This is a genomic window from Pseudomonas sp. NPDC090208 (assembly GCF_044746785.1).
In the GTDB taxonomy this organism is placed as follows: Bacteria; Pseudomonadota; Gammaproteobacteria; order Pseudomonadales; family Pseudomonadaceae; genus Aquipseudomonas.
On the sequence record NZ_JBIVCU010000005.1, the window covers coordinates 348,964 to 372,451 of the forward strand.

Sequence of the window (23,488 nt, forward strand, 5' to 3'; positions counted from 1 at the left end):
CATTCGCGAGAGGCCGGTACATCCGACAGAAATTCTGAGGCCGTGCCAACGCCTCGCGAATGAATTCGCTCCCACAGGAGTTCAGTGATCATCCGAGAGATTCAAGAGCGACAGCAAAAACGAACCACCGGCAGAAACGGATTTTCCGCCGTCAGAACCAGGCCATAGAGCGCTGGTCGCGTAACCCGATTGCGCATCACTGGACACGGTTTCGCCATGGATCGGCGGGCCATTGCCCAGTCTTCTGACACTGCCTTTGGAAGCCGCCATCCGGTGCTTGCCAAAGTACTTGATGTGCGGCACACAAAAACCACAACAGGCCGTATGAGAACGCGCAAAACGCAGGCAAGATCAGCCGCGACCGCGTTCACCGGTCACAGAACCGCCAGGAGACACCCATGCCCTCTGCGAATGTAGAAACCACTGCGGCCGACGCCGCAGACCCGATCAAGGCGCTGTACCACAAGATCACCTGGAAGCTCATTCCGTTCCTGTGTTTCTGCTATCTGGCGGCCTATCTGGACCGCATCAACATCGGCTTCGCCAAGCTGCAGATGCTCGACCAGCTGCACTTCAGTGAAACCGCGTTCGGCCTCGGCGCCGGGCTGTTTTTCGTCGGCTACATCCTCTTTGAAGTGCCAAGCAACCTGGTGCTGGAACGGGTCGGCGCGAAGATCTGGATCGCGCGGATCATGATCACCTGGGGCGCGCTGTCGGTGTGCACCCTGTTCGTCAGCACGCCGATGCAGTTCTATGTGCTGCGCTTCTTCCTCGGCGCCGCCGAAGCGGGCTTTCTGCCGGGGGTGCTGTTTTACCTGACCACCTGGTTTCCGACTTACCGGCGCGGACGCATCATCGCGCTGTTCATGATCGGTCTGCCGCTGTCCAGCGTCATCGGCGGCCCGCTGTCGGGCTGGATCATGGGCCACTTCGACCAGGCCGCCGGCCTGCGCGGCTGGCAATGGTTGTTCCTGATCGAAGGCATTCCCAGCGTGCTGCTCGGCGTGCTGACCTTCTGGGCCCTGCCCAATGCGCCGAAAGACGCCAAATGGCTGAACGCCGAGGAACAGACCCTGCTCGAAGGCGAGCTGCGCCTGGACGACGCCGAAGGCAAGCACAGCAAACACAGCTTCCGTGACGGTTTCTTCAACCTGAAAGTGTGGATGCTCGGCGGCATCGACTTCTCGATCCTGCTCAGCGCCTACGCCATGGGCTTCTGGATGCCGACCTTCATCAAGAACGCCGGGGTCACCGACACCTTCCATATCGGCGTACTGACCGCTCTGCCCAGCGTCGCCGCGCTGATCGGCATGCTGCTGATCGGCGCCAGTTCCGACCGCCGTCGCGAACGCCGCTGGCACATCATCGTGCCGTTCTGGATCGGTGCCGTGGCCATGGGTGCAAGCCCGTTCTTCACCCACAACGTGGTGGCGACCGTGGCGCTGTTCGCGGTGGCTTCGGCGGCGATCATCGGCGCGGTGCCGGTGTTCTTCAGCCTGCCGGCTACCTTCCTCAAGGGCCGTGCGGCAGCGACCGGTTTCGCCCTCGCCTGCTCGCTGGCGAACATTGCCGGCCTGGTCAGCAACTCGATGATGGGCATCGCCATCGACGTCACCGGCAGCAGCGCGGGGGCCTTGTGGTTCTTCGCCGGCTGCCTGGTGCTGAGCAGCCTGCTGGTGGTGGCGTTGCCGGCAAAGCTGGTCAACCGCTGATGCAACCTGGCTCGCCGCGACCTCTGTAGGAGCGCGGCTTGTCCCGCGACCGGCTGCGCAGCAGTCGTAAACCCTGACGACGATGTATTGCTGACACACCGCGTTGACCGGTCTTACGACGAGTGCCTCGCCGGTCGCAGGACAAGCCAGCTCCTACAGGGGATCGCATTCCTCCAGCAACCGATAGGGATACCGCCATGTCGTGCGCATCGAGGCTTGCGACAGAATCGCGGGAACGCTCGCGAGCCAGATGCGTCACACGTTAAGCACTGGCCGTGGAGGAAACGCGATGAAGACGGTAATCACCCTGCAGGAACTGGCAGAAGCAGACCTTCGACCCTACAGCGAAATCTGGTTGACCTCGGCCGAGGCCCTGGCCGAAAGCGGTCACAGCGAAGACGAACTGTGCCTGTGGCGCTCCAGCCAGTACTTCACCCATGACATGCTCAGCGAAGGCACCCACGAACAGAACGTGGCCGGCGTATGGCTGGTGGTGGACGACATCGACGATCCCGAGCAGGTGCTGGAAATGGAAGCCGATGTGCGCCAGCGTTTGCAGACGCTGGGGTTGAAGGGTGAGTTCTACCCGGCGGACATCGGACCAGCGTTGTAGGGTCTGATGTGCATGGAACTCAAGAAAAGTGCACAAATCCTGTGGGAGGGAGCTCTGCTCGCGATGGCGTCAGTCCAGCCACGCCGTGCTGATTGACCCACCGCCATCGCGAGCAGAGCTCCCTCCCACAGGTCATGTATTACCAAGTCAATTTCGCGAACTGGATGCCTTCCCGAGTTCTTGCGATCGTTGCACTGCAGTGATCCACCCTTGCACCACATCCACCCCAGGCGTATAAATGAGCGCCTACTCACTTATTAATTACCCCTCCCCTCATGGCTCGTCCAAAAAGCGAAGACAAACGTAACGCCCTGCTCGACGCCGCTCTGCAGGTCTTTGCCGAGCAGGGGCTGGCCGCGCCGACCTCGAAGATCGCCAAAAACGCCGGGGTCGCCGAGGGCACGCTGTTCAACTATTTCGAGACCAAGGACGACCTGCTCAATCAGCTGTATGTCGAGCTCAAGGCGCAGCTGCGCGACGTGATGCTGCCGGGCTACCCCAGCGATCAGGATTTGAAGGCGCGCCTGCGTCACGCCTGGCACACCTACGTCGGCTGGGGCGTCGAGCACCCGCAAAAGCGTAAGGTCATGGCCCTGCTGATGATGTCCGACCGGGTCAGCGACAGCAGCAAACAGGCCGGTAGCGAAGCCTTCAACGCCATCCATCGCCACATGCACGAAGGTGCAACCGCCGGCGCGCTGCGTGAACAACCCGTGCAATTCACCGCCGCGCTGATGCGGGCCATGGCCGACACCACCATGGATTTCATGAGTAACGAACCTGAAAACGCCGAGCGTTATTGCGACGCCGGCTTTGAGGCCTACTGGAATGCCATTGCAAGGGATTGAGTTTTTTTGTCTTAAAAATGAGTGATTACTCAGTCATACACCAACCTGTGCAGGAGATACACCATGTCCAAAGTCTGGTTAGTCAGCGGAGCCGCCAGCGGCCTGGGTCGCGATATTGCCGAAGCGGTACTCGCCTCGGGCGGGCGACTGCTCGCCGCTGCCCGTGACATTCGCCGTCTGGATGATCTGGTCGAGCGCTACGGCGCCTGGATTCATCCTTTCGACCTTGACGTCACCGATGCGGCGGCGGCCGAAGCCGCAGTACAGGCGGCAGTCGCCACGTTCGGCCGTCTGGATGTGCTGGTCAACAATGCCGGTTTCGGCCACATGTTGCCGTTCGAACAGATCGACCCGGCTGATTTCCGGGTGGAATTCGAGACCAACTTCTTCGGCGTGGTGAACCTGTGTCGCGCCGCCGTGCCGGTCATGCGCGAACAGGGTGCCGGGCACATCATCCAGATATCTTCAGTGGGTGGGCGTCTGGCCTCGCTGGGGATGAGCGCCTATCAGTCGGCGAAATGGGCGGTGGGCGGGTTTTCCGATGTGCTGGCGGCCGAGGTCAAGCCGTTGGGCATCAAGGTGACGACGCTGGAGCCGGGCGGCATGCGTACAAATTGGGCGCTGCGTGCGCGGGGGGCTGACACACCGATTCTGACGCCTTATGCACCGCATCTGGGGCAGCGTCGTGAGTTGTTGCGTGGGCTGGTCGGCCAGGAAAACAGCGACCCGGCGCGGGTGGCGCAGGTGGTGTTGAAGCTTGCCAGCCATGAGCAGCCGCCGTTGCGTCTGTTGCTGGGCAGTGATGCGTTGCAGTACCTCAAGCCGGTGGAGGACAACCGCGCTGCCAGCGCCGAGCGCTGGAGGGCGATCAGTACGGCGGTGGATGTGACCGCCACCGGGCCGGTGCCGGCGTTGCCAGCGTTTTGAGGCCCGCGTAGGAGCTGGCTTGCCCTGCGAGCGCGCCGGGGTCGCGTCCGACCGAAGTCGTCGTAAATCCTGTGCATGCGGTGTGTCTGACGGATTGCATTGGCTGCTAACGCAGCCTTGCTTTCACTGTCGGCACGTTACACGGACCCTTGTAGGAGCTGGCTTGTCCTGCGACCGGCGACGAAGTCGTCGTAAAACCTGCGCACGCGGTGTGTCTGATGGATTGCTGATCTGCTAACGCAGCCCTGTTTCGCCTGGCGGCGAGTTACTTGGAAAAGCCCCAAGTAACCAAGGGCTCTTTCCCCGCCATACGGTGCCTCGCTAATGCTCGGCATACCCTCACTCCGGCAATGCTCCGTGGGCTCGCCGCGAATGGGCCATCCATGGCCCACGCGGCTCTCGCGACATCCTGTCGCTCGGCCCACTGCGCATCGCCTGCGTTCGGCCTTCTGGAACGGGGCCCCAACATCAAAAGCCAGATCAAAAGCCGGCGAAACACACACTCCCTGTGGGAGCGGGCTCGCCCGCGAAGGCGCCCTTGAGATCGCCACCACCGGCAAGCCGGACTGCTACGGGGCGGACTGTGCCACCTGCTTTTGATTCTGGCCGAAGGCCGTGGGAGGGAGCTCTGCTCGCGAAGGCGTCAGCTCAGTCAACGCTGTGCTGACTGACCCACCGCCTTCGCGACCCTCGTAACCTCGGATCCCTCCCACAGGGGACGGGGGTGACCAACGGGCAGTGCTGTCGTTCCGACATCCGGCCAACAACGTGAATCCTGTGATGGCCTAAACCCTTTTTACGTGGTTCAGGCCCCTTTCGCAGCCGCTTTACTTCTTCAGCGCGTCATACGCTTCCAGTGCATGCAGCGAGTAGATGTACGCAGCGCCGGCATTGAGGGAGATGGCGGTGGCCAGGGCGGCAGCGACTTCTTCACGGGTGGCACCGGCGGCGATGGCGGCTTCGGAGTGGGCGCCGATGCAGCCGTCGCAACGGGTGGTGATCGCCACCGCAATGGAAATCAGCTCGCGAGTCTTGGCATCGAGCACGTTGTTTTCGGCAGCGGCGTCGCCAAGGGCTTTGTACGCGCCAACCATTTTCGGGTTGGATCTGGACAATGCGCCAAAGGATTTCTTGATGGTGGTAACGAGGTCGGGCCAGTTGCTGAACATGGTGGTATCTCCTGAGAGCGGCGACTAGACTGCGCCGGGAACACAAACAGTGTCCGCCAAGGGCGTTCGGAGAACTTGCTCGTTTGGCTCATTCTTTTGTCTGAAAATCTCATATGAACGCCATCGACACGCTCATCACTCTAGCCGACGTGCGCGGCAGTCTGGACCTGCGTTGCCAGTTTCAGGGCGACTGGGCGCTGGACCACGATCAGCAGGCGGTCGGCATCGCGCCTTACCACATCGTGCTGGCCGGTCAGTGCCGCATGGAATTGCCCAATGGGCGCAAAGTGACCATGTCGGCCGGCGATATCGTGGTGCTGCCCGGCGGTACCGAGCATGTGCTCGCCAGTTCCGGCGAACGCGTCTCCACGTCCCTGCCCCGCCTGCAACGAGGCGGTCTGCTGCCGGTGCGACGTTTTGGCGATAGCGGTGGCGAAGGGCTGGACCTGCTCTGCGGCCGCTTTCTCTATCAGTCGGACGCGATGCTGTTTTCGGCGCTGCCCGATCATCTGCTGATCGCCAGCCAATCCCTGACGACAGGCGCGCCGTTGTGCGCATTGGTCGAACTGCTGCGCAGCGAAGCCGACGCCAACAACCCCGGCGGGCAGTTCATGGTCAACGCCTTGACCTCGGCGCTGTTCACTCTGGTGCTGCGTGCGTTTCTGCAGCAGTCGCCGCAGAGCGAAGGCAGTCTGGCGCTGCTCACCGACAAGCGGCTGGGCAAGGCCTGGCAGGCGATGTTGCAGGACCCTGCCCACGACTGGACGGTCGAGGCGCTGGCGGACCTGGCGAGCATGTCGCGGGCGACGTTCATGCGCACGTTCAGCAAACTCAGTGGCAGCTCGCCCTGGACGCTGCTCACGCAAGTGCGCATGCAACTGGCCTACGGTCTGCTGAGCCGCTCGCAAGCCGGCCTGAGCGACATCGCCGCCCAGGTCGGTTATCAGTCCCAGGCGGCGTTCAGCAAGGTGTTCAAGGACACCTACGGCATGGCGCCGGGGCAGCTGCGCCGCAGTCTGGAAACCAGCGGCGGCTGAACCTCACGGCGCCTTGGCGCCCAGCCGCTTCCACATCGGTTTGGTGATGCGCTGGCTGTTCTTGTACCCCGCCCACGGATCGGCCTTGAGCTTGCGCAGGCGTTTTTGCAGGTTGCCGATGTTCCACTGCGCCGACGATTTGAGACTGGTCAACTCTTCGCGAGTCACCGGCACCGACACCGGCAGCCCCGGCCGCGCCCGCACCGAATAGGCCGCCACGGTGCTGGCACCACGGGCGTTACGCAGGTAATCGATGAAGATCTTGCCGACCCGGTTTTTCGGCCCGGAGGTCGCGGTAAAGCGCTCCGGCAACTGCTTCTCCATGAACTGCGCAATGGCCTTGGCGAAGGCCTTGACCGTGTCCCAACCGGCCTTGCGCGCGAGGGGCACGAGGATGTGCATGCCCTTGCCGCCGCTGGTCTTGAGGTAGGCGTCCAGGCCCAGCTCATCGAGCACCGACAGGGCCAGTTGCGTGGCTTCGATCATGCTTCGCCACGGCAGCTCAGGGTCGGGGTCCAGGTCGAGGACGAAATGGTCCGGCAGCTCGATGGTGTCCCAGGTCGAACCCCAGGTGTGCAGCTCGATGGTGCCCATCTGCACCGCACCGATCAGCGCTGCCACGCTGTCGATTTCCATCAGCCGCGCATGACCGGGGTCCAGCGCCTGATCCAGCTGCTTGATGTGCGGAATGGCCAGACGCTCGGCGTGTTTCTGAAAGAACTGCTCGCCATCGATGCCTTCGGGACAACGCAACAGACTCACCGCCCGGTGATCCAGGTGCGGCAGGATCCAGTCGCCGATAGACTCGTAAAAATGCGCCAGATCGACCTTGTGCGCCCCGCTCTGCGCGTCGATGACCCGGTCCGGGTGGCTGATGGTCACGCCAGCGACGGCGACCTTGTCCTTCGCCCCGCGCTTGCCGGCTGTTTCCGGTTTCGGTTCAGCCTTGGCCGGCTCGGCTTTCGCCGCCTTGGCGCGGGATGCCTTGGGTTTGAACGGCGCTTTCAGGTCGGTCGGGGTTTTCGGGTACTCGTGCACCACCTCGGCGGCGGGCTTGTCGCTGCGCAGGGCGATAAATGCCGAGTGGCGAATGATGCCCTCGCGGGTCCACTCGCTGAACTCGACCTCGCCCACCAGCACCGGCTTGACCCAATGCACGCCGCGGGCCTGGGCGCTGGTGAGCTTCTTGTTCAACGGCGAGCTGTCCTGCTCCAGCCCTTTGAGTTGTTCATGTAACTCACCCAGGGCTTTCTGGCTGAAACCGGTGCCGACCCGCCCGGCATACACCAGTCCCGCGCCCTCCTCGTTCACCGCCAGCAACAGCGCGCCGAAACCGCTGCGCGTGCCTTGGGGTTGAGTGAAACCGACGATGACGAACTCCTGGCGCAGCTTGCATTTGAGCTTGATCCAGTCCGGACTGCGGCGGGACTGATACGGGCTGCCGGCGCGCTTGCCGATCACCCCTTCCAGGGACAGCAGGCAGGCACTTTCGATGATGTCGCGATGACTGGCGGAAAACGCATCGGAGAACCGCAACAGACGATTCTTCTGCTTGCCCAGCAGCTTCTTCAGCGCGGCACGGCGGTCTTCCACCGGCGTGTCGCGCAGGTCCTGACCATTGAGGAACGGCACATCGAACAGGTAATAGACGATGTCCTTGCTGCGACCGATCTCGAAGGCGTTCTGCAGCGCCTGAAAATCCGGCAGGCCGCCGCCGTTGAGGACCACCACTTCGCCATCGAGCCACCCGTCGCCCAGCTTCAGCTCGCTCAACGCCTTGGCCTGCAACGGCAGACGCTCGGTCCAGTCGTGGCCGTTGCGCGTCAGCAAACGGATTTCGCCATCCAGAATGCGGGTCATGATGCGATAGCCGTCGAACTTGATTTCGTACAACCACTCGCCGGCGGGCGGCGTGTCCATCAGGGTCGCCAGTTGCGGCGAGAGTTTTTCCGGTACGGCAGGGATTTTCTTGCGAGAAGATGCGTTAACGGGTTTTGCCATGATCGATTGGACCTCTGCACCTTGATCTGCACACCCCGGTGCCGCGAATCACGACGCCTTGGTGCTTTTTTTCCTTGCAGGGGCGCGCCGTTTGGCCGGAGGTACTTCATCAGCGGCTGCGGTTTTGCTCTTGCTGGCAGGTTTGGTTTTCACAGGGGCCTTGGCGGAACCGCCGCGGCTGCCCAGACTGCGTTTGAGCAACTCAGTCAGATCGATGACATCGGCGGATTTGCGCTCGGGCTCGCCGGCGTCGGTTTCCACCTCTTCGATCCTGCCATCCCGGGCCTTTTTCTCGACCAGCGTCATGATCTGGTCCTGGAACGTGTCGCGGTACTCGTCGGCATCCGGCGTCCAGTCGGTACTCATGTCCTTGACCAGACGCCTGGCCATGTCCAGCTCGGCCTTGCTCAGCTTCGCCCCGGTCACTGACTTGGGCAGTTCGAGGCTGTCGACCCCACGCACTTCGGCGGGCCAGCGCAGCAGCACCAGGGCAATGGCCGACTCCAGCGGCATGACCGCCGCCAGATGCTGGCTGGTGCGGATCACCACATGGGCCAGAGCGACCTTGCCGGTGTCGAGCAGGGTTTGCCGTAACAGAGCGTAGACCTTCTCGCCGCGCTTGTCGGGCGCCAGAAAGTACGGCGTGTCGATGTTCTGCAAGGGGATCTGCTGGCTGTCGACAAACGCGAAGATGTCGATGGTCTGGCTGGAATCCGGGTGCGCGGCGCGGATTTCTTCTTCGCTGATCACCACATAACGGCCTTTTTCGTATTGCACGCCCTTGACGATGTTGTCCTTGCTGACTTCCTTGCCGGTGGCCTTGTTGATCCGCTTGTAACCCACCGGGTCCATGCTGCGCTTGTCCAGCCAGTCGAAGTCGACGCCCTCGCGCGAGGTCGCCGAGACCAGCGCCACGGGAATATGCACCAGCCCGAAACTGATCGCGCCTTTCCAGATTGCCCGAGCCATAGCCGTCATTCCGCAGGATGTGTCTAGCAGTGACCGGAGCGCGCGAGGAAAAGTTTCGGCGCGTTGACGGGTGCATGACCGCGGCGGACGTGACCTGCGTCAGCAGGAATAACACTTATCCGGTGAAGCAGCTTCTTAACGCAACGAAAAAGCGTTAGCCTCTGAAACATTCTGCTGTCAGATGTCCGACCTTGCCCGAGTCGACCTGCCAGACCACCCGACCCCGTGGAGTCCGCTCATGTCGCAACGCACTTTCCTGATCACCGGCGCCAGCAAAGGCATCGGCCGCGCTCTGTCCGAACAACTGGCCGCCGCCGGCCATCAGGTGGTGGGCATCGCCCGCAACGCCGACGACCCGACGTTCCCCGGCGTGCTCAAGGCGCTTGATCTGGGTGACAAGGACCAGACCCGTTGCGGCATGGCCGAACTGGCCCAGCACTACCGTTTCGACGGGCTGGTGAACAACGTCGGCCTGGTGCGCCCGCAGTTGCTGGGGCAGATCGAGCTGGAGGATTTCGACGCGGTGATGGGGGTGAATCTGCACTCGGCCATTCTGGCGACTCAGGCGTTGCTGCCGGGCATGCGTGAGCAAGGCTGGGGGCGGATCGTCAACATTTCCAGCCTGACGGTGCTGGGCATCACCCAGCGTACGGCGTATGCGGCGGCTAAAGCGGCGCTGATCAGCTTCACTCGCTCCTGGGCGCTGGAGCTGGCGCGGACTGGTATTACGGTGAACGCCGTCGCGCCGGGGCCGACCGAGACTGAGTTGTTCCGCCAGAACAACCCGCCGGGCAGTGAAGGTGAACAGCGTTATCTGTCGGGTGTACCGATGGGGCGTTTCGGTCAGCCGGATGAGGTTGCCGCGGCGATTGCGTTTCTGCTGTCGGAGCAGAGCGGGTTCATCACCGGGCAGACGTTGTTTGTTGATGGTGGAGCGTCGGTGGGCAAGGCAGGATTTTGATCTGCGGATGCCTGCACGCAACTGTAGGAGCTGGCTTGCCCTGCGAGCGGCGACGAAGTCGTCGTAAATCCTGTGCATACGGTGTGTCTGATGGATCGATGAGTCTGCTAACGCAGCCGTGTTTCGCCTGGCGGCGAGTTACTTGGAAAAGCCCCAAGTAACCAAGGGCTTCTTTCCCCGCCATACGGCACCTCGCTGATGCTCGGTGTTCCCTCACTCCGGCGACGCTCCGTGGGCCCGCCGCGAATGGGCCATCCATGGCCCACGCGGCTCTCGCGGCATCCTGCCGCTCGGCCCACTGCGCATCGCCTGCGGTCGGCCTCCTGGAACGGGGCCCCAAGATCAAAAGCCAGATCAAAAGCCAGATCAAAAGCCAGATCAAAAGCTGGCGTAACACAGATTCGCTGTGGGAGCGGGCTTGCCCGCGAAAGCGGCAGTCCAGCCAATCCCGGGGAGGCTGATCTACCGCTATCGCGAGCAGAGCTCCCTCCCACATCGATTTATGCTGGCTCCAATCTTGTTTGCCGCCTGCAAGACCGCCACCGCCGGCATGCCGGACTGCTATAGATCTGCGAGCACCGCTGCTTTTGGTTCTGGCCAAAGGCCGTAGGAATCGGCTTGCTGGCGAAGGCGGTGGGTCAGGCAAACCGCTTTCGCGACCCTCGTAACCTCGGATGCCTCCCACAGAATCCGCAGTGATTCTACTGACGCATTGCCATGCCAAGATCCCGCAAACACCACTACCCGTGGGAGGGAGCCCTGCTCGCGAAAGCGCCAACCCAGACGATGCTGTGCCGCCTGACCCAGCGCTATCGCGAGCAGAGCTCCCTCCCACATCGATCTGTAGTGACCTCAACCTTATCCAGAGCCCGCAAAATCACCACCGCCGGCAAGCCGGACGGCTACGGATCAGCGCATGCCACCTGCTTTTGCTTCTGGCCGAAGGCCGCAGGAGCGCGCTTGCCCGCGATCGCGTCAGCCCAGTCACCCCCACATCAACGGCTCACCCCGTAACCTGCAACGGCCACCTCACCGAATCGCCGCAAACCCTCTCTGCAGGTCTTCGATCAGCGCATTTACATCTTCCAGCCCGACGTGCAGACGCAGCAGCGGGTTCAGTTGTTTGTCCGCGACGTTGTCACGGTCATGAACGCTGGCGACGATGATCAGGCTTTCAAACCCGCCCCACGACGCGCCCAGGCCGAACAGTTGCAGGGCGTCGATGAAGCGTTCCAGATGTTTCGGGTCGCTGTCCGCCAGTTCAAACGTCAGCAAGCCGTTGCTGCCGCTGAAGTCGCGCTTCCACAAGGCGTGATTCGGGTGGTCGGGCAGTGCCGGATGAAAGACCCGTTTGACCTGCGGATGATTTTGCAGCCAGCGCGCCACTTCCAGGCCCTGACGTTGATGCACATCCAGCCGCGCCGCCAGGGTGCGGGCGCCGCGCAGGACCAGCCAGGCGTCGTCCGGGCTGACGGTGCTGCCGAAGGTGTCGGTCATCACGGCCAGCGGCTGCCACGCAGCTTGGGTGGTGCAGACGCTGCCCATCACCACATCACTGTGGCCGGCCAGGTATTTGGTCAGGGCCATGATGGAGATGTCCGCACCCAACGTCAGCGGGCGGTACTGGTAGCCCGAGCCATAGGTGTTGTCCACCGCCAGCAGGATGCCGCGCGCCTTACACAGCGCCGCGATCGCCGGCAGGTCGCTCAGTTCGTAGAGCAGCGAGCCCGGCACTTCGGCGTAGACCATTTTGGTGTTGGCGCGCAGCCCCTCCTCCAGCCCACTGCCGTCGGCGGCGAAGTAACTGTACTGAATGCCGAACGGCTCCAGAAACTCCTTGGCCACCTGACGCACCGGCGAGTACACCGCGTCGGTGATCAGCACGTGATCGCCGGGACGCAGGTAGGACAGAAACGTCTGCGCCACCGCGGCCAGGCCCGTGCTGAACAGCCGCGTGCGATAGCCGCCCTCCAGTTCGGTGACCAGATCTTCCAGCTCGAACGCGGTCGGGTTGCCCCGCGCGCCGTAGGTCAGCACCCGCTCGCTGTCGCGCCGCCTGCGTGCATCGCGCATGTCGCCGAGGCTGTCGAACAGCACGGTGCTCATTCGTGACACCGACGGGTTGACCCCGCGCACACCGCTGCCCTTACCGCCCCGGGCGGCATGCACCAGGCGGGTCCGCACGCGGTTTTCGCTGGCGGACGAAGCCAACGGCGTAAAGCTGGCGATTTCCTGCGCGGTCATCTGGCCGATCAGGCCGATTTCCCAAGCCAGGTATTGCCGTGCGGCGTCCTTGTTGCCGGCGTGGCGGTCGTGGGTAAAGAACAGAAAGTCGATGCACTGCGCGTCTGTCGGCTGACTGGCACTTTGCGTCAGCGGCAGGCCTGCGGCTTGCCAGTCTTGCAGATTCAGCCAGCGCGCCTGCTGCCGTTGTACTTCGGTCAATTCCAGAGCCGCCAGCGCCGCGACGCCAGCCTGTTCGGCGACCAGCACCAGCGGCTTCGTTTGCCCGACCACATCGACGGCCAGCCGTGGACGGATCGACCATTGCGCGCCGTCGATATGGCCCTTGCGGAACGCCATGCTGCCGCGCAGATCCACCAGCGTGACCGCGTTGTCCCGCAGCGAATCGGCCAGTTCGGCCGCGCTGATGCCTGGCAATGGCTCAAATACAGGCGCCTGATCGGCCAGCGCCAGACCGCTGCTCAAGCCGCCCTCCAGCACGTACGCCTCATGGCCCTGTTGACGCAGCCAGGCGGCGACGATGGGCGCACGCACGCCGTCGCTGTCGAACAGCACCAGCCGCGCCTTGCGCACGCCGACGTACAGGTCGGTGGACTGGATCAATTGCCCGCCCGGGGTGTGCTGCGCGCCCGGCAAGCTGCCTTCGGCAAACTCTTCCGGCGTACGCACATCGCAGAGAAACAGGCTGCGCGCCGGATCTTGTGCCCAGGCGTTGACCTGCGCGGCATTGACGGTCTGCACGCCGCCACGCCGAGCCAGCCGTTGCGCGGCCTGGCGCTGCTCATTCAACGGCGCGGCAGCCGAAACCGGCGCATACCGCCGACTGCTACCGTGCTCCAGCGGCAGGTCGGCGAGGTACCAGCCCTGAGTGCCGTTTTCCAGCGCATAGACCGGGTTCTTCACGCCAAGGTCGATCAGCGTCTGCGCACCGATGATGCTGCGGGTACGCCCGGCGCAATTGACCACGATAGGGGTGGTTTCATCGCTCACCAGATCGGCCAGGCGGTAACCCAGCTCGCCGTTGGGGCAGCACACGGAACCGGGGATGGTCATCTTGCGGTATTCGTCGAACGGCCGGCCATCAAGCAGCACCAACGGCTCGCCTCTGGCCTGCCAGGCCGCCAGTTCGGTGGCGCTGATGTGCGGCGTGTGGCTGGCCTCTTCGACCAGCTCGCCAAACGCCTTGGACGGCACATGCACACCGGCGAACAACTCGAAACCCGCCGCCCGCCACCCATCGGCGCCGCCTTCAAGGACATGCACGCGGGTGTAGCCCAAGGCGTGCAAGCGCTCGGCGGCACGAGCAGCGACAGCACCGTCGTTCTGGTCGTAGATCACCAGACGCACCGTCGGGTTGGGCGCCAGCCGACGGGCTTCCAGCTCCAGGCGGCTGTAGGGCAGACTCACCCCGTAGAAGAGATGCGCTTCGCCATACTGACCGTGCTCGCGCACATCGAACACGGCGATTTCCTGCCCATCGAACAGCCAGTCTTGCAGGTGTTGCGGGGTGATCTTCTGACTCATGGGATTCTCGTGATCCGATAAAAACGAAGCTGACGCGTACCTCTGTAGGAGCCGGCTTGCTGGCGAATGCGTTGTGTCAGTCGACACCTCGGCAACGGGTCCACCGCGGTTCGCCAGCAAGCCGGCTCCTACAGGATCTGTGCGACCTCACATCAAGCGTAGGCCTTGATCGACGGCGCCATTTGCGAGGCGTTGTAATTGAGCACCTTGCCTTCGGTGTTGACCCCGTAACGGCCGTTCAGCGACTCCAGCGGCCGGCCATAGAGGTGGAAATGCAGGGTCGGGGTTTCGCCGTCGACCTTGATGCCGTGTAAGTCTTCACCCAGAAAGCTGATCGAGGTACCGGGCTGCACCACCACCTCTTTCTCCAGCTCCAGTTTGGCGAACGCAGGATTGCTGCCGTCGTCGGTGCGCGCCCACACGTAGTTGATCTCCTGCCCTTCCACGGCAACGATCACCGCCCAGGTTTCATGGTTGTGCGGCAGCGTGCTTTTGCCCGGCAGCAGCGAGTTCATGTACAGCGTCGGGGTTTCGCCGTCGTCGTTCAGGCGGTAGCGAAACGCAGTGTCGCCCTCACCCGGTACCGGCGCCGGAAAGGTGTCGAAGTTGAACAGGTCGCGGCGCTCGGCCAGACCTTCCAGCAGGCCGACGATTTCCTTCAGCGCGTCACGGTCGACACCGCGCTGGTGGATGACGCGGATTTGCTGGAGGAAATCTTCGATCACTTGGCTGCGGTTTTCGATGCTCATCAGGTGCTCCTTTTATGAGTCATTGCATGCATATTCCTGTAGGAGCCGGCTTGCTGGCGAACGCGTCGTGTCAGGCAACACAAACGTAGCTGATCCACCGTGTTCGCCAGCAAGCCGGCTCCTACAGGGTTGTGGGGTCCACTAAACCGACAACCCATACCGGCTGATATTGCTCAACAGATACGGATCCCCACTCACCACCGGACGCCGTCCGCCATCGCCCAGGGCGTGGCGCAGAAACGCCTGGGTCCGTTCGCTGGCGGGGTGCTGAAAAATCTGTTCGGCGCTGCCGTGCTCGACGATCAGGCCGTTTTCGGTGAAATACACCACGTCGCTGATGTCCTCGGCGAAGCGCATTTCGTGGGTGACCAGCACGCAGGTCATACCCTCCTCGGTCAGCTCGCGGATCACCGTCAGCACCTCGCCGACGGTTTCCGGGTCGAGCGCCGAGGTCACTTCGTCGAACAGGATCAGTTCCGGGCGCATCGCCAGCGCGCGGGCAATCGCCACCCGCTGTTGCTGACCGCCGGACAGCTGCCCCGGATACGCATCGGCCTTGTGCTCCATGCGCACCTTGGCCAGCAGCGCCCGCGCCTCTTTCTCGGCATCGACGGAATTGCGCCCGAGTACCTTGCGTGGCGCAATCACCAGGTTTTCCAGCACCGACAAATGCGGGAACAGGTTGTACTGCTGGAACACGAAGCCGACCCGCTTGCGCAACTCGATGCGCTGCGCCTCGCTGGCCAGCTTGTGCACCTCGGTGCTGCCGACGCGAATGCTGCCGCGCTGGGGCTGCAGCAGGCCGGTGATGCAGCGCAGGATGGTCGACTTGCCCGAGCCGGACGGACCGATGATCGACACCGCCTGACCACGCTGCACATCGAGGTCGATGCCCTTGAGCACGCGGTTGTCGCCGAACGCCAGGTGAATATCGCGCAGGCTGATCAGGGGCTCGGCGGCGCGCGTTTCAGGAGAAGGCATAACGTCGCTCCAGAGATTGGGTGAATCGGGAAATCGGGTAGCAATACGCGAAGAACAACGCCAGCACGCTGAAGTAGATCAGCACGGTGAAGCCGGTGCGGTTGACCGTATTACTGGCGATCTGCGCGGTATCGATCAGGTCATGCACGCCCACCAGCGAGGCCAGCGCGGTGCCCATGGTGATCACCGCATACAGGTTCATCCACGGCGGCAGCATGCGTTTGAAGCACTGCGGCAGGATGATCGAACGGAAAATCTGCACCCGGGTGAACGCCAGCGAACGCGAGGCTTCCCACTGGGTACTGGGGATCGAACCGATAGCCCCGCGAAAGATCTCCGCCACGTTGGCGCTGGCCGGCAGCGCCAGGCCGAGGGTGACTTTCACCCAGTCCGGAAACGCCAGCCAATGCCCACCGATGTGCAACTCGAAGGGGAACACGTAGGTGGTGAAATAGATCAGCACCAGCCACGGTGCATTGCGGAACACCTGCACCCAGATCCGCGCCAGCTGGCGGGTGATCCACAGCGGCGACACGGCCAGCGCGCCGATCAGCAGGCCCAGCACGGAGCCTATGACAATGGCGAGCAGGCTGATCAGAATGTTCTGGCCGAAACCTGCGGCCAGCGCCGGCGACCACTCCAGCAGCGCGGCAAAAGGCTCAATGACCATAACCGGGCATCCTCAATTTTGCTTCAAGGGCACGGCCCACGCAGTTGACGACGAAGCTGAGCAGGCCGAAAAACGCCAGCAGCAGAATCATCAGTTCAAGCACGTTATCGCTCTGGGTCCAGATCATGATCGAGGCGTAGGTGATGTCGCCGACAGCGATGGCCGAGGCCACGGCAGTCATCTTCACCAGATCGATCAGGTTGTTGATCAGCGACGGCAAGGCAAAACGCAGGGCCAGCGGCAGTTGCACGTTCCACAGCAACTGACGGCTGCTGAACGCCAGCGAGCTGGCGGCTTCCAGGGTCACGGCGGGCACCGCCTCGATGCCGGCGCGCAAGGCTTCGGCATGGAACGCGCCCTTGTGCAGCGAAATCACGATCACCACCCAGGCGAACGGCGTCAGCGGATTGGCCGTGCCGACCGCCTGGGTCAGCAGCATGTTCAGCACCAGAAACGCGCAATACAGCTGCACCAGCGTTGGCGTGTTGCGCGTGACTTCGATGAACAGCCGCGCCGGGCCGGCCAGATACCACTTGCCGCTGGTCAGCATGGCCGCCAGTGTCACCCCCGCCAGCAGGCTGCCAACAATGGTGAACAGGCACAGCAACACCGTGGTCAGCGCGCCATTGACCAGCGAACCGCGCGGGTAAGCGTCGAGCAGAAAGCTGTAGTTCAGGCCGAGCGCCGCCGTCCACTGCACAAACAGTTCAAGCCAGTGACTCATGCGTCAGGCCCCGGCGGCCTGAAACTTGTCGTGCAGCTCAACCAGCGCCGGCGAGGCCGGGGTGATGTGATGGCGCTTCTCCCCTTCGATCAACCAGCCGCTGCGGTGCCAGCCTTTGACGATGCTGTCCAGCCTGGCCTGGGTGTCGGTTTCACCGGGACGGGTCCAGATCACCGAGGGCGCCGGGTTCAGTTCGGGGGTGATCGCGCGGTAGTCCTTCCATTCCGGGCTGCCGGCCACCAGCGGGTTTATCAGCGTGGCGTCGTGCACGGCAGCCACACAATTGTTGCCGCGCAGCGCCAGCAGCGATTCGGAAGAACTCTTGAAGGCCTTCAGTTCAGCGCCGAACTCGGTCAGCGGCTTGACGTAACTGCTGCCCTGCGAGGTGCACACCGGCTGGCCCTTGAGGTCTTCCCAGCGGGTGATCTTGCTGTCCTTGAGCACCGCGGCGGTGCCACCGACGCGGTAGAACGGCGTCGGCACGAAGCCCAGTTGCTGGCCGCGTTCGGCGGTCCATTCCATGTTGGCGATCAGCAGATCGACCTTGCCCTGTTGCAGAAACTGCACGCGGTTGGCCGGCAGCACCGGCACCAGCTCCACCTCTGCGCCCAACTGACGGCCCAGGTCTTCGGCCATGTCGACATTCAGGCCCTTGGGTTTCTGGTTGCTCGGGTCGATGGAACCGAACGGCCCGCCCGACAACAGCACGCCGACCACCAGCCGGTGGCGCTGCTCGATCTTGTCCAGCGTGGCGTCGGCCTGAGCGGCAAAACTGGCCCCCAGCGTGGCGATGGCGCCGACGAACAACGGCAGCAAACGGGTAACGGGCGAACGTGTGAACGGCATGGACTTCCCCTCGAATGGTCATCGGCGCGGCGCTTGTATCAGCACCTTGTATGACCGGCATCGTAGGGAGGGTAATGGATCAGCGGAAATTCAAATATCAAATATGGTTATAACTTTCCTGTTTTCGGGTTTTGACAAAATGGTTATAAGTGCTGTTCTTAAAGGCCTCCGAGCAGACCCTCTCAAAACACTCCAAAGAAAACATAAAAAATCGTAATGTATTTCCAGCACCAGCTGATATGAAACACGGTCCCTGTAGGAGCCGGCTTGCTGGCGAATGCGTCATGTCAGGCGACACAAACGTAGCTGACCCACCGCATTCGCCAGCAAGCCGGCTCCTACAAGGGGTACGTTCCCAGGATTTTAATCATGCCCGACACCCTTGACCTCGAACTGCTGCGCACCTTCGTCGCCGTGGTCGATCACCACAGCTTCGCCGAGGCCGGCGCGCGTCTGGCGCGCACGCAATCGTCGGTGACCCAGCACATGCAGCGCCTGGAGCAACAGGTCGGGGTCAGCCTGTTCCAGAAACAGGGCCGGCAAAAACAACTCACCGAGCCAGGCCGGCAGTTGCTGCGTCACGCCCGGCAGATGCTGTCGCTCAACGACGACGCGCTCAACTCCCTGCGTGAAAGCAGCCTCAGCGGCGTGCTGCGCATCGGCTCGCCCCACGACATCGCCGACACCATCCTGCCGCCGATCCTCAGCCACATCGCCCGTTCGGCGCCGAAACTGCGTCTGGAAATCGACGTGGGGCGCAGCCCGTTTCTGATGGACGATCTGCATCGTGGCAAGGTCGACATGGTGATTTCGACCCGCGAAGACCCGGGCCTGGAAGGTTTTGCGCTGCGCACCTCGCCGGTGTGGTGGATCTGCGCCGCGCACTATCACCACGTGCCGGGCGAGCCGATTCCGTTGATTCTGGTGGACGAGCCGAGCATCTACCGGCGCTACGCCATCGAAGCGCTGGAGCGCGCCGACATCGCCTGGCGCCAGGCCTATCTGGCGTCCAACCTGATCGGCATCAAGGCCGCCACCCGCGCCGGCCTCGGTGTCACCGCGCGCAGCATGGAAATGCTCGGCCCGGACATGCGCGTGCTCGGCGAAGCCGACGGCCTGCCGCGCCTGCCCGACGTCACCTACCACCTGTGGATTCGTCCCAACACGGTCAACCCGCTGGCGCGGCGGGCGTATGAATTGATTCGTGGCAGTCAGGGTCTGCGAGGATCGGACTGACGGCAGCCCCGCGTTATTGCCCAACCGCAAAGGCTACTGCTAGATTCGCGCCCCGCAATGGGGCTGCCCCCTTTTGCAGCGGCCTGCCTGGGCCGTCATTGTCGACATCGTCCGAACCGGACGATGCCGGAACCGATTCGCGCGACAAAACCACAATAACGACGTGACCTTGCCTGATGAAAATGCACCCCCTGCCGCCGCTCAACAGCCTGGTGGCGTTTGAAGCCGCTGCGCGCCATTTGAGCTTCACCCTCGCAGCGCAAGAATTGAACGTGACCCAAGGCGCAATCAGCCGACAGGTGCGTCTGCTGGAGGACTACCTGGGCAAGACGCTGTTCGAGCGCACCACCCGCACCATTCAACTCAGTCAGGCGGCCAGCCAATACTACGAAACCGTGCGCGCCTCGCTGATGCAGGTGGCCCAGGCCACCGGTGAGATTCGCCACTGGCGCGGCGCCGAACAGGTGACGGTCGCCACCAGCACCGCCATGGCTTCCCTGTGGTTACTGCCCAAGGTCAGCGAATTCCAGCGCGAGCATGAGGAGATCGATCTGCGCATCATCGCCCATGATCAGGTCAAGGACTTCTCGCGCCTGGACTGCGATCTGGCCCTGTATTACTGCAGCACGCCGCCTCGGGAAATGCAGGTCACGCCGCTGTTTTCCGAAGAGGTCTACCCGGTGTGCAGTCCCGCTTACCTGGCCAAACATCCGGGCTTGCGCACGCCTCGGGATCTGGCGACCTGCACCTGGCTGGTGCTCGACGACCCGCAACGCGACTGGCTTGGCTGGCCCGAATGGTTCGACAGCCAGGGGCTGAAAAACGTCGAGCCCAAGCGGCGGATCAACATCAACAGCTACTCCATGGTCATTCAGTCGGCGCTCAATGGACAGGGTGTTGCGCTGGCCTGGTCCAACCTGGTCAACGACTACCTGCAGAGCGGCGCGCTGGTACGGCCCCTGGACGCTACCTTGCAGACCGATGCCCAGTTCTGCCTGCTGGAGCCGCTGTCCCGCGGCGGCATGCGCCAGGGCGTGAAACGTTTTCGCAGTTGGCTGATGAACCAGCTGCCGGCGGCCGCGATTCAGTGATCCCACTGCTCGCAGGATCGAATGCCCCATAAGCCGTAGGAGCGCGCTTGCCCGCGATGGCGTCCTTGAAATCGCCACCGCCGGCAAGCCGGACTGCTTCAGGAATCGGCTTGCTGGCGAAAGCGTCAGGTCAGACACACCGCCATCGCGAGCAGAGCTCACTCCTACAGGGCCTATATCGACCGCAAATTTTGTGAATGACGCAAGCCCGTGGGAGGGAGCTCTGCTCGCGAAGGCGGTGGGTCTGTCAGCACTGCATTGATTGGCCCGACGCTTTCGCGAGCAGAGCTCCCTCCCACAGGTTTTATGTTGGCTGGTGGATTTGGGAACACCCGCACTGCTCTTGCACCACTACGGCCCTGCGACCCGCAGCAAAACTCATCCTCCCCCTGCCACGCCTTTATTGATGATGAAAACTCATCAATCACGCCGGAAATATCGTTTGTCCGCGCCCCGGTCATTTTTCCAGAATTGCCGCCCGCGGACCTGGCCAGCCAGCCTGCCGATCAATCCATACCGTGCCCAGCAGGGGAAAAGAACAATGACCACCCTCCAACAGATTCCAGTGCAGAACCTCGAAACCGTGCTCAACCCGATCCATGAAGCGACCGGCCTGAGCAACGAGTTCTACACCGAACAACGCTACTTCGAACTCGAGCGCGATCAGGTGATGGGCAAAACCTGGGCCTGTGTCGGTTTTGCCAGTGATCTGACCAAGGCCGGCTCGGTCAAGCCGGTCGACTTCATGGGCCTGCCACTGCTGCTGATGCGCAACCGCGACGGCCTGGTGCAAGTGTTCCATAACGTCTGCAGCCACCGCGGCATGAAGCTGGTCGAGCAGGCCGGTGAAGTGCAAGGCGTGATCCGCTGCCCGTACCACTCCTGGACCTACGACCTCAACGGCGGCCTGCGCGGCACGCCTCACGTCGGTGGTATCGATCAGCACAAGGACGAGCGCTTCGCCTGCGAAAAACACGGCCTGAAAGCCATTCGCAGCGCGATCTGGATGGACATGGTGTTCATCAACCTGTCCGGTGAAGCACAACCGCTGGAAGAAATGCTCGCTCCGCTGACCGCGCGCTGGTCGCAGTTTCTCGGCGAAGACGGCATGAGCCTGCTGAGCCGCCGCCCGGGCCATGACGCGACCACCCTGGACATCAACTGCAACTGGAAGCTGGCGGTCGAGAACTACTGCGAGGCCTATCACCTGCCGTGGGTCCATCCGAGCCTGAACTCCTATTCGCGCCTGGAAGACCACTACAACATCATCGTCGGCGAGCACTTCTCCGGTCAGGGCAGCTACGCCTACAACCTGTCGGACGTCGCCGGTACGCACCTGCCGAAATTCCCGGCCTGGCCGCTGGACCGCCTGCGCAACGCCGAATACGTGGCGTTTTTCCCGAACGTACTGCTCGGCATCCAGGCTGACCACGCGTTCGCCATGCAGCTTGAGCCGGTCTCCCCGGGCCGCACCATCGAGCACCTGCGCCTGTTCTACGTCGGCGACGAAGCGGCCAGCAGCGAAGAGTTCAGCGCTTGCCGCGAAGCGATCCTGGAGTCCTGGAAAGTGGTGTTCGCCGAAGACATCAGCTCCGTGGAAGGCATGCAGAAAGGCCGTCATTCGCCTGGCTACAAAGGCGGCGCGTTCTCGCCGGAAATGGACATCCCGACACACTTTTTCCACCAGTGGGCGGCCCGTCAACTGCTTGCCACCACCGAATCGGCCTGAGGAGAAGCGCCATGTACCCGATCGCCTCTCACTGGCTCAACTACATCGACGGGCAATGGACCGACAGCGTCCAGCGTCTGACCGTGAACAACCCCGGCACCGGCGAACCGCTGGCGACCATCGCCCAGGCCACCGTCGCCGACGCCGAGCGCGCCTTGCAGGCGGCCCGACGCTGCGCCGACAGTGGCGAGCTGACCCGCGCCCGCCCTGCCCAGCGCGTCACCTGGCTGCTGCGCATCGCCGAAGAGATTCGTGCGGTCGCCGATGAAGGCGCCTGGGTGCTGTGCCAGGAAAACGGCAAGCGCCTGAGCGATGCCAGGGACGAGTTCATCGAAGCCGCGCGCTACTTCGAGTACTACGCCGGCATGGCCGACAAGATCGAGGGCACTTCGATCCCGCTGGGCAACGGCTACATGGACTTCACCCTGTACGACCCGATGGGCGTTTCGGCGCAGATCGTGCCGTGGAACTTCCCGGTGTCGATCTGTGCCCGCTCGCTGGCACCGGCCCTGGCGGCCGGCAACTCGGTGGTCATCAAGTCGCCGGAACTGTCGCCACTGGGCATGTGCGTGCTGATCCGCGCCATCGCCAAGGCCGGCCTGCCCGACGGCGCGGTCAACCTGATCTGCGGCCGTGGCCGTGAAGTCGGTTCGCACCTGGTCAGCCATCGCGGCGTCGACCAGATCGTCTTCACCGGCTCCGTGCCGACCGGCCAGTCGATCTTGCGCGACGCCGCCGAGCACGCGATTCCTAGCGTGATGGAGCTGGGTGGCAAGTCGGCGGCGATTGCCTTCGCCGACGCCAATCTCGAACAACTGCTGTCCAGCGTGCAGTGGGGCATCTTCTTCAATGCCGGCCAGGTTTGTTCGGCGATGTCGCGGCTGCTGGTGCAGAGCGAGATCTACGAAGAAGTGGTCGAAGCGGTGGTGGCGATGGCCGAGGGACTCAGCGTCGGTCTGGGCCAGGACAACGCCGACCTCACGCCGGTGGTCAGCGCCGGGCAACTGGCGGGCATCGAGGCCTTGTGCCGCCGGGCTGTGGAAGATGGCGCCGTGACGGTCACGGGCGGTGAACGTTTCAACGACCGTGCCGGGCACTTCATGCGCCCGACCGTGTTCCGCGACGTCACGCCGCAGATGTGCATCGCTCAGGAAGAAGTCTTCGGCCCGGTGCTGGCGATCATGCCGTTCGACACCGAAGAAGAAGCCATCGCCATCGCCAACGGCACCGATTTCGGTCTGGTGGCCGGCGTCTTCACCCAGGACATCAGCCGCGCCATGCGCTGCACCCGCCGCCTCAAATCCGGCCAGGTGTTCGTCAACGAATGGTATGCCGGCGGCATCGAAACACCGTTCGGCGGCGTCGGCCTGTCGGGCTTTGGCCGGGAAAAAGGCCAGGAAGCCCTGTACAGCTACGTGCGCACCAAAAACGTGGCGATCCGGGTCGCTGGGGAGTGA

Annotated in this window: 20 protein-coding genes; 10 read left to right on the top strand and 10 right to left on the bottom strand. The window is 63.1% G+C overall.

The genetic code is table 11. From position 1 onward, the window contains the following. Positions 1–81: 81 nt before the first annotated feature. Complete coding sequence (locus ACIPL0_RS11940) at positions 82–303, bottom strand: hypothetical protein (RefSeq protein WP_400602151.1); 222 nt, start codon at positions 301–303, stop codon at positions 82–84. A 95-nt stretch (positions 304–398) separates the two neighbouring features. Between ACIPL0_RS11940 and ACIPL0_RS11945 the strand changes: the two genes are divergently transcribed. The 4 genes from ACIPL0_RS11945 (at position 399) to ACIPL0_RS11960 (ending at position 4,100) form a co-directional block, all read left to right on the top strand. After that, complete coding sequence (locus ACIPL0_RS11945; RefSeq protein ID WP_400602153.1) at positions 399–1,712, top strand: MFS transporter; 1,314 nt, start codon at positions 399–401, stop codon at positions 1,710–1,712. 289 nt (positions 1,713–2,001) lie between these two features. After that, on the top strand, positions 2,002–2,325 hold the full coding sequence (locus tag ACIPL0_RS11950) for a hypothetical protein (RefSeq protein WP_400602155.1): 324 nt from the start codon (positions 2,002–2,004) through the stop codon (positions 2,323–2,325). 275 nt (positions 2,326–2,600) lie between these two features. After that, positions 2,601–3,173 (top strand): TetR/AcrR family transcriptional regulator, encoded by a 573-nt coding sequence (locus tag ACIPL0_RS11955; protein ID WP_400602157.1) that lies wholly within the window; start codon positions 2,601–2,603, stop codon positions 3,171–3,173. A 63-nt stretch (positions 3,174–3,236) separates the two neighbouring features. Beyond that, entirely contained in the window at positions 3,237–4,100 is an 864-nt protein-coding gene (locus ACIPL0_RS11960; protein ID WP_400602159.1) for an SDR family NAD(P)-dependent oxidoreductase, read from the top strand. Positions 4,101–4,927: 827 nt separating this feature from the next. On the opposite strand, the gene ACIPL0_RS11965 is transcribed toward ACIPL0_RS11960, so the two are convergent. After that, the gene (locus ACIPL0_RS11965) at positions 4,928–5,269 is read right to left on the bottom strand and encodes a carboxymuconolactone decarboxylase family protein (protein WP_400602161.1); all 342 of its coding nucleotides are present in this window, start codon (positions 5,267–5,269) and stop codon (positions 4,928–4,930) included. A 113-nt stretch (positions 5,270–5,382) separates the two neighbouring features. On the opposite strand from ACIPL0_RS11965, the gene ACIPL0_RS11970 reads away from it, so the two are divergent. Further along, positions 5,383–6,306: an AraC family transcriptional regulator gene (locus ACIPL0_RS11970; protein WP_400602163.1), complete on the top strand. Its 924-nt coding sequence runs from the start codon at positions 5,383–5,385 to the stop codon at positions 6,304–6,306. Positions 6,307–6,309: 3 nt separating this feature from the next. On the opposite strand, the gene ligD is transcribed toward ACIPL0_RS11970, so the two are convergent. Further along, complete coding sequence (gene ligD / locus ACIPL0_RS11975) at positions 6,310–8,307, bottom strand: DNA ligase D (RefSeq protein ID WP_400602165.1); 1,998 nt, start codon at positions 8,305–8,307, stop codon at positions 6,310–6,312. A gap of 48 nt (positions 8,308–8,355) precedes the next feature. Continuing rightward, positions 8,356–9,276, bottom strand: coding sequence for a Ku protein (locus tag ACIPL0_RS11980; protein WP_400602167.1), 921 nt, complete (start codon positions 9,274–9,276; stop codon positions 8,356–8,358). 238 nt (positions 9,277–9,514) lie between these two features. On the opposite strand from ACIPL0_RS11980, the gene ACIPL0_RS11985 reads away from it, so the two are divergent. Further along, entirely contained in the window at positions 9,515–10,237 is a 723-nt protein-coding gene (locus ACIPL0_RS11985; RefSeq protein WP_400602169.1) for an SDR family oxidoreductase, read from the top strand. Positions 10,238–11,266: 1,029 nt separating this feature from the next. Here the strand turns inward: ACIPL0_RS11985 and metC are convergent. From metC to ACIPL0_RS12015, 6 genes are all read right to left on the bottom strand, one after another. After that, complete coding sequence (gene metC, locus ACIPL0_RS11990; protein WP_400602171.1) at positions 11,267–14,005, bottom strand: cystathionine beta-lyase; 2,739 nt, start codon at positions 14,003–14,005, stop codon at positions 11,267–11,269. A 152-nt stretch (positions 14,006–14,157) separates the two neighbouring features. Continuing rightward, a complete protein-coding gene (locus ACIPL0_RS11995; RefSeq protein WP_400602173.1) occupies positions 14,158–14,754 on the bottom strand; it encodes a cysteine dioxygenase in 597 nt (198 codons plus the stop codon). A gap of 141 nt (positions 14,755–14,895) precedes the next feature. Continuing rightward, positions 14,896–15,735 carry an amino acid ABC transporter ATP-binding protein gene (locus ACIPL0_RS12000; RefSeq protein ID WP_400602174.1) on the bottom strand — a complete coding sequence of 280 codons (840 nt, stop codon included), beginning with the start codon at positions 15,733–15,735 and terminating at the stop codon, positions 14,896–14,898. Further along, entirely contained in the window at positions 15,722–16,405 is a 684-nt protein-coding gene (locus tag ACIPL0_RS12005) for an amino acid ABC transporter permease (protein WP_400602176.1), read from the bottom strand. Before ACIPL0_RS12005 ends, ACIPL0_RS12000 begins: the two co-directional genes overlap by 14 nt. After that, positions 16,395–17,129: an amino acid ABC transporter permease gene (locus ACIPL0_RS12010; protein WP_400602178.1), complete on the bottom strand. Its 735-nt coding sequence runs from the start codon at positions 17,127–17,129 to the stop codon at positions 16,395–16,397. The genes ACIPL0_RS12005 and ACIPL0_RS12010 overlap by 11 nt, the downstream gene beginning before the upstream one ends. Before the next feature lie 3 nt (positions 17,130–17,132). Continuing rightward, the gene (locus ACIPL0_RS12015) at positions 17,133–17,975 is read right to left on the bottom strand and encodes a transporter substrate-binding domain-containing protein (protein ID WP_400602179.1); all 843 of its coding nucleotides are present in this window, start codon (positions 17,973–17,975) and stop codon (positions 17,133–17,135) included. Positions 17,976–18,344: 369 nt separating this feature from the next. On the opposite strand from ACIPL0_RS12015, the gene ACIPL0_RS12020 reads away from it, so the two are divergent. The 4 genes from ACIPL0_RS12020 to ACIPL0_RS12035 all read left to right on the top strand — a co-directional run bounded on the left by ACIPL0_RS12020 (position 18,345) and on the right by ACIPL0_RS12035 (position 23,488). After that, positions 18,345–19,211 (top strand): LysR substrate-binding domain-containing protein, encoded by an 867-nt coding sequence (locus tag ACIPL0_RS12020; RefSeq protein ID WP_400731534.1) that lies wholly within the window; start codon positions 18,345–18,347, stop codon positions 19,209–19,211. A 176-nt stretch (positions 19,212–19,387) separates the two neighbouring features. Beyond that, the gene (locus tag ACIPL0_RS12025) at positions 19,388–20,302 is read left to right on the top strand and encodes a LysR substrate-binding domain-containing protein (protein ID WP_400602183.1); all 915 of its coding nucleotides are present in this window, start codon (positions 19,388–19,390) and stop codon (positions 20,300–20,302) included. Positions 20,303–20,843: 541 nt separating this feature from the next. Further along, a complete protein-coding gene (locus ACIPL0_RS12030) occupies positions 20,844–22,031 on the top strand; it encodes an aromatic ring-hydroxylating dioxygenase subunit alpha (protein WP_400602185.1) in 1,188 nt (395 codons plus the stop codon). Between the two features lie 11 nt (positions 22,032–22,042). After that, positions 22,043–23,488 (top strand): aldehyde dehydrogenase family protein, encoded by a 1,446-nt coding sequence (locus ACIPL0_RS12035; RefSeq protein ID WP_400602187.1) that lies wholly within the window; start codon positions 22,043–22,045, stop codon positions 23,486–23,488.

Bases quoted from the DNA above. Each gene is read 5' to 3' on its own strand.
- ACIPL0_RS11945 (WP_400602153.1), top strand. From the start codon at position 399: ATGCCCTCTGCGAATGTAGAAACCACTGCGGCCGACGCCGCAGACCCG.
- ACIPL0_RS11950 (WP_400602155.1), top strand. From the start codon at position 2,002: ATGAAGACGGTAATCACCCTGCAGGAACTGGCAGAAGCAGACCTTCGA.
- ACIPL0_RS11955 (WP_400602157.1), top strand. From the start codon at position 2,601: ATGGCTCGTCCAAAAAGCGAAGACAAACGTAACGCCCTGCTCGACGCC.
- ACIPL0_RS11960 (WP_400602159.1), top strand. From the start codon at position 3,237: ATGTCCAAAGTCTGGTTAGTCAGCGGAGCCGCCAGCGGCCTGGGTCGC.
- ACIPL0_RS11965 (WP_400602161.1), bottom strand. From the start codon at position 5,269: ATGTTCAGCAACTGGCCCGACCTCGTTACCACCATCAAGAAATCCTTT.
- ACIPL0_RS11970 (WP_400602163.1), top strand. From the start codon at position 5,383: ATGAACGCCATCGACACGCTCATCACTCTAGCCGACGTGCGCGGCAGT.
- ligD (WP_400602165.1), bottom strand. From the start codon at position 8,307: ATGGCAAAACCCGTTAACGCATCTTCTCGCAAGAAAATCCCTGCCGTA.
- ACIPL0_RS11980 (WP_400602167.1), bottom strand. From the start codon at position 9,276: ATGGCTCGGGCAATCTGGAAAGGCGCGATCAGTTTCGGGCTGGTGCAT.
- ACIPL0_RS11985 (WP_400602169.1), top strand. From the start codon at position 9,515: ATGTCGCAACGCACTTTCCTGATCACCGGCGCCAGCAAAGGCATCGGC.
- metC (WP_400602171.1), bottom strand. From the start codon at position 14,005: ATGAGTCAGAAGATCACCCCGCAACACCTGCAAGACTGGCTGTTCGAT.
- ACIPL0_RS11995 (WP_400602173.1), bottom strand. From the start codon at position 14,754: ATGAGCATCGAAAACCGCAGCCAAGTGATCGAAGATTTCCTCCAGCAA.
- ACIPL0_RS12000 (WP_400602174.1), bottom strand. From the start codon at position 15,735: ATGCCTTCTCCTGAAACGCGCGCCGCCGAGCCCCTGATCAGCCTGCGC.
- ACIPL0_RS12005 (WP_400602176.1), bottom strand. From the start codon at position 16,405: ATGGTCATTGAGCCTTTTGCCGCGCTGCTGGAGTGGTCGCCGGCGCTG.
- ACIPL0_RS12010 (WP_400602178.1), bottom strand. From the start codon at position 17,129: ATGAGTCACTGGCTTGAACTGTTTGTGCAGTGGACGGCGGCGCTCGGC.
- ACIPL0_RS12015 (WP_400602179.1), bottom strand. From the start codon at position 17,975: ATGCCGTTCACACGTTCGCCCGTTACCCGTTTGCTGCCGTTGTTCGTC.
- ACIPL0_RS12020 (WP_400731534.1), top strand. From the start codon at position 18,345: ATGCCCGACACCCTTGACCTCGAACTGCTGCGCACCTTCGTCGCCGTG.
- ACIPL0_RS12025 (WP_400602183.1), top strand. From the start codon at position 19,388: ATGAAAATGCACCCCCTGCCGCCGCTCAACAGCCTGGTGGCGTTTGAA.
- ACIPL0_RS12030 (WP_400602185.1), top strand. From the start codon at position 20,844: ATGACCACCCTCCAACAGATTCCAGTGCAGAACCTCGAAACCGTGCTC.
- ACIPL0_RS12035 (WP_400602187.1), top strand. From the start codon at position 22,043: ATGTACCCGATCGCCTCTCACTGGCTCAACTACATCGACGGGCAATGG.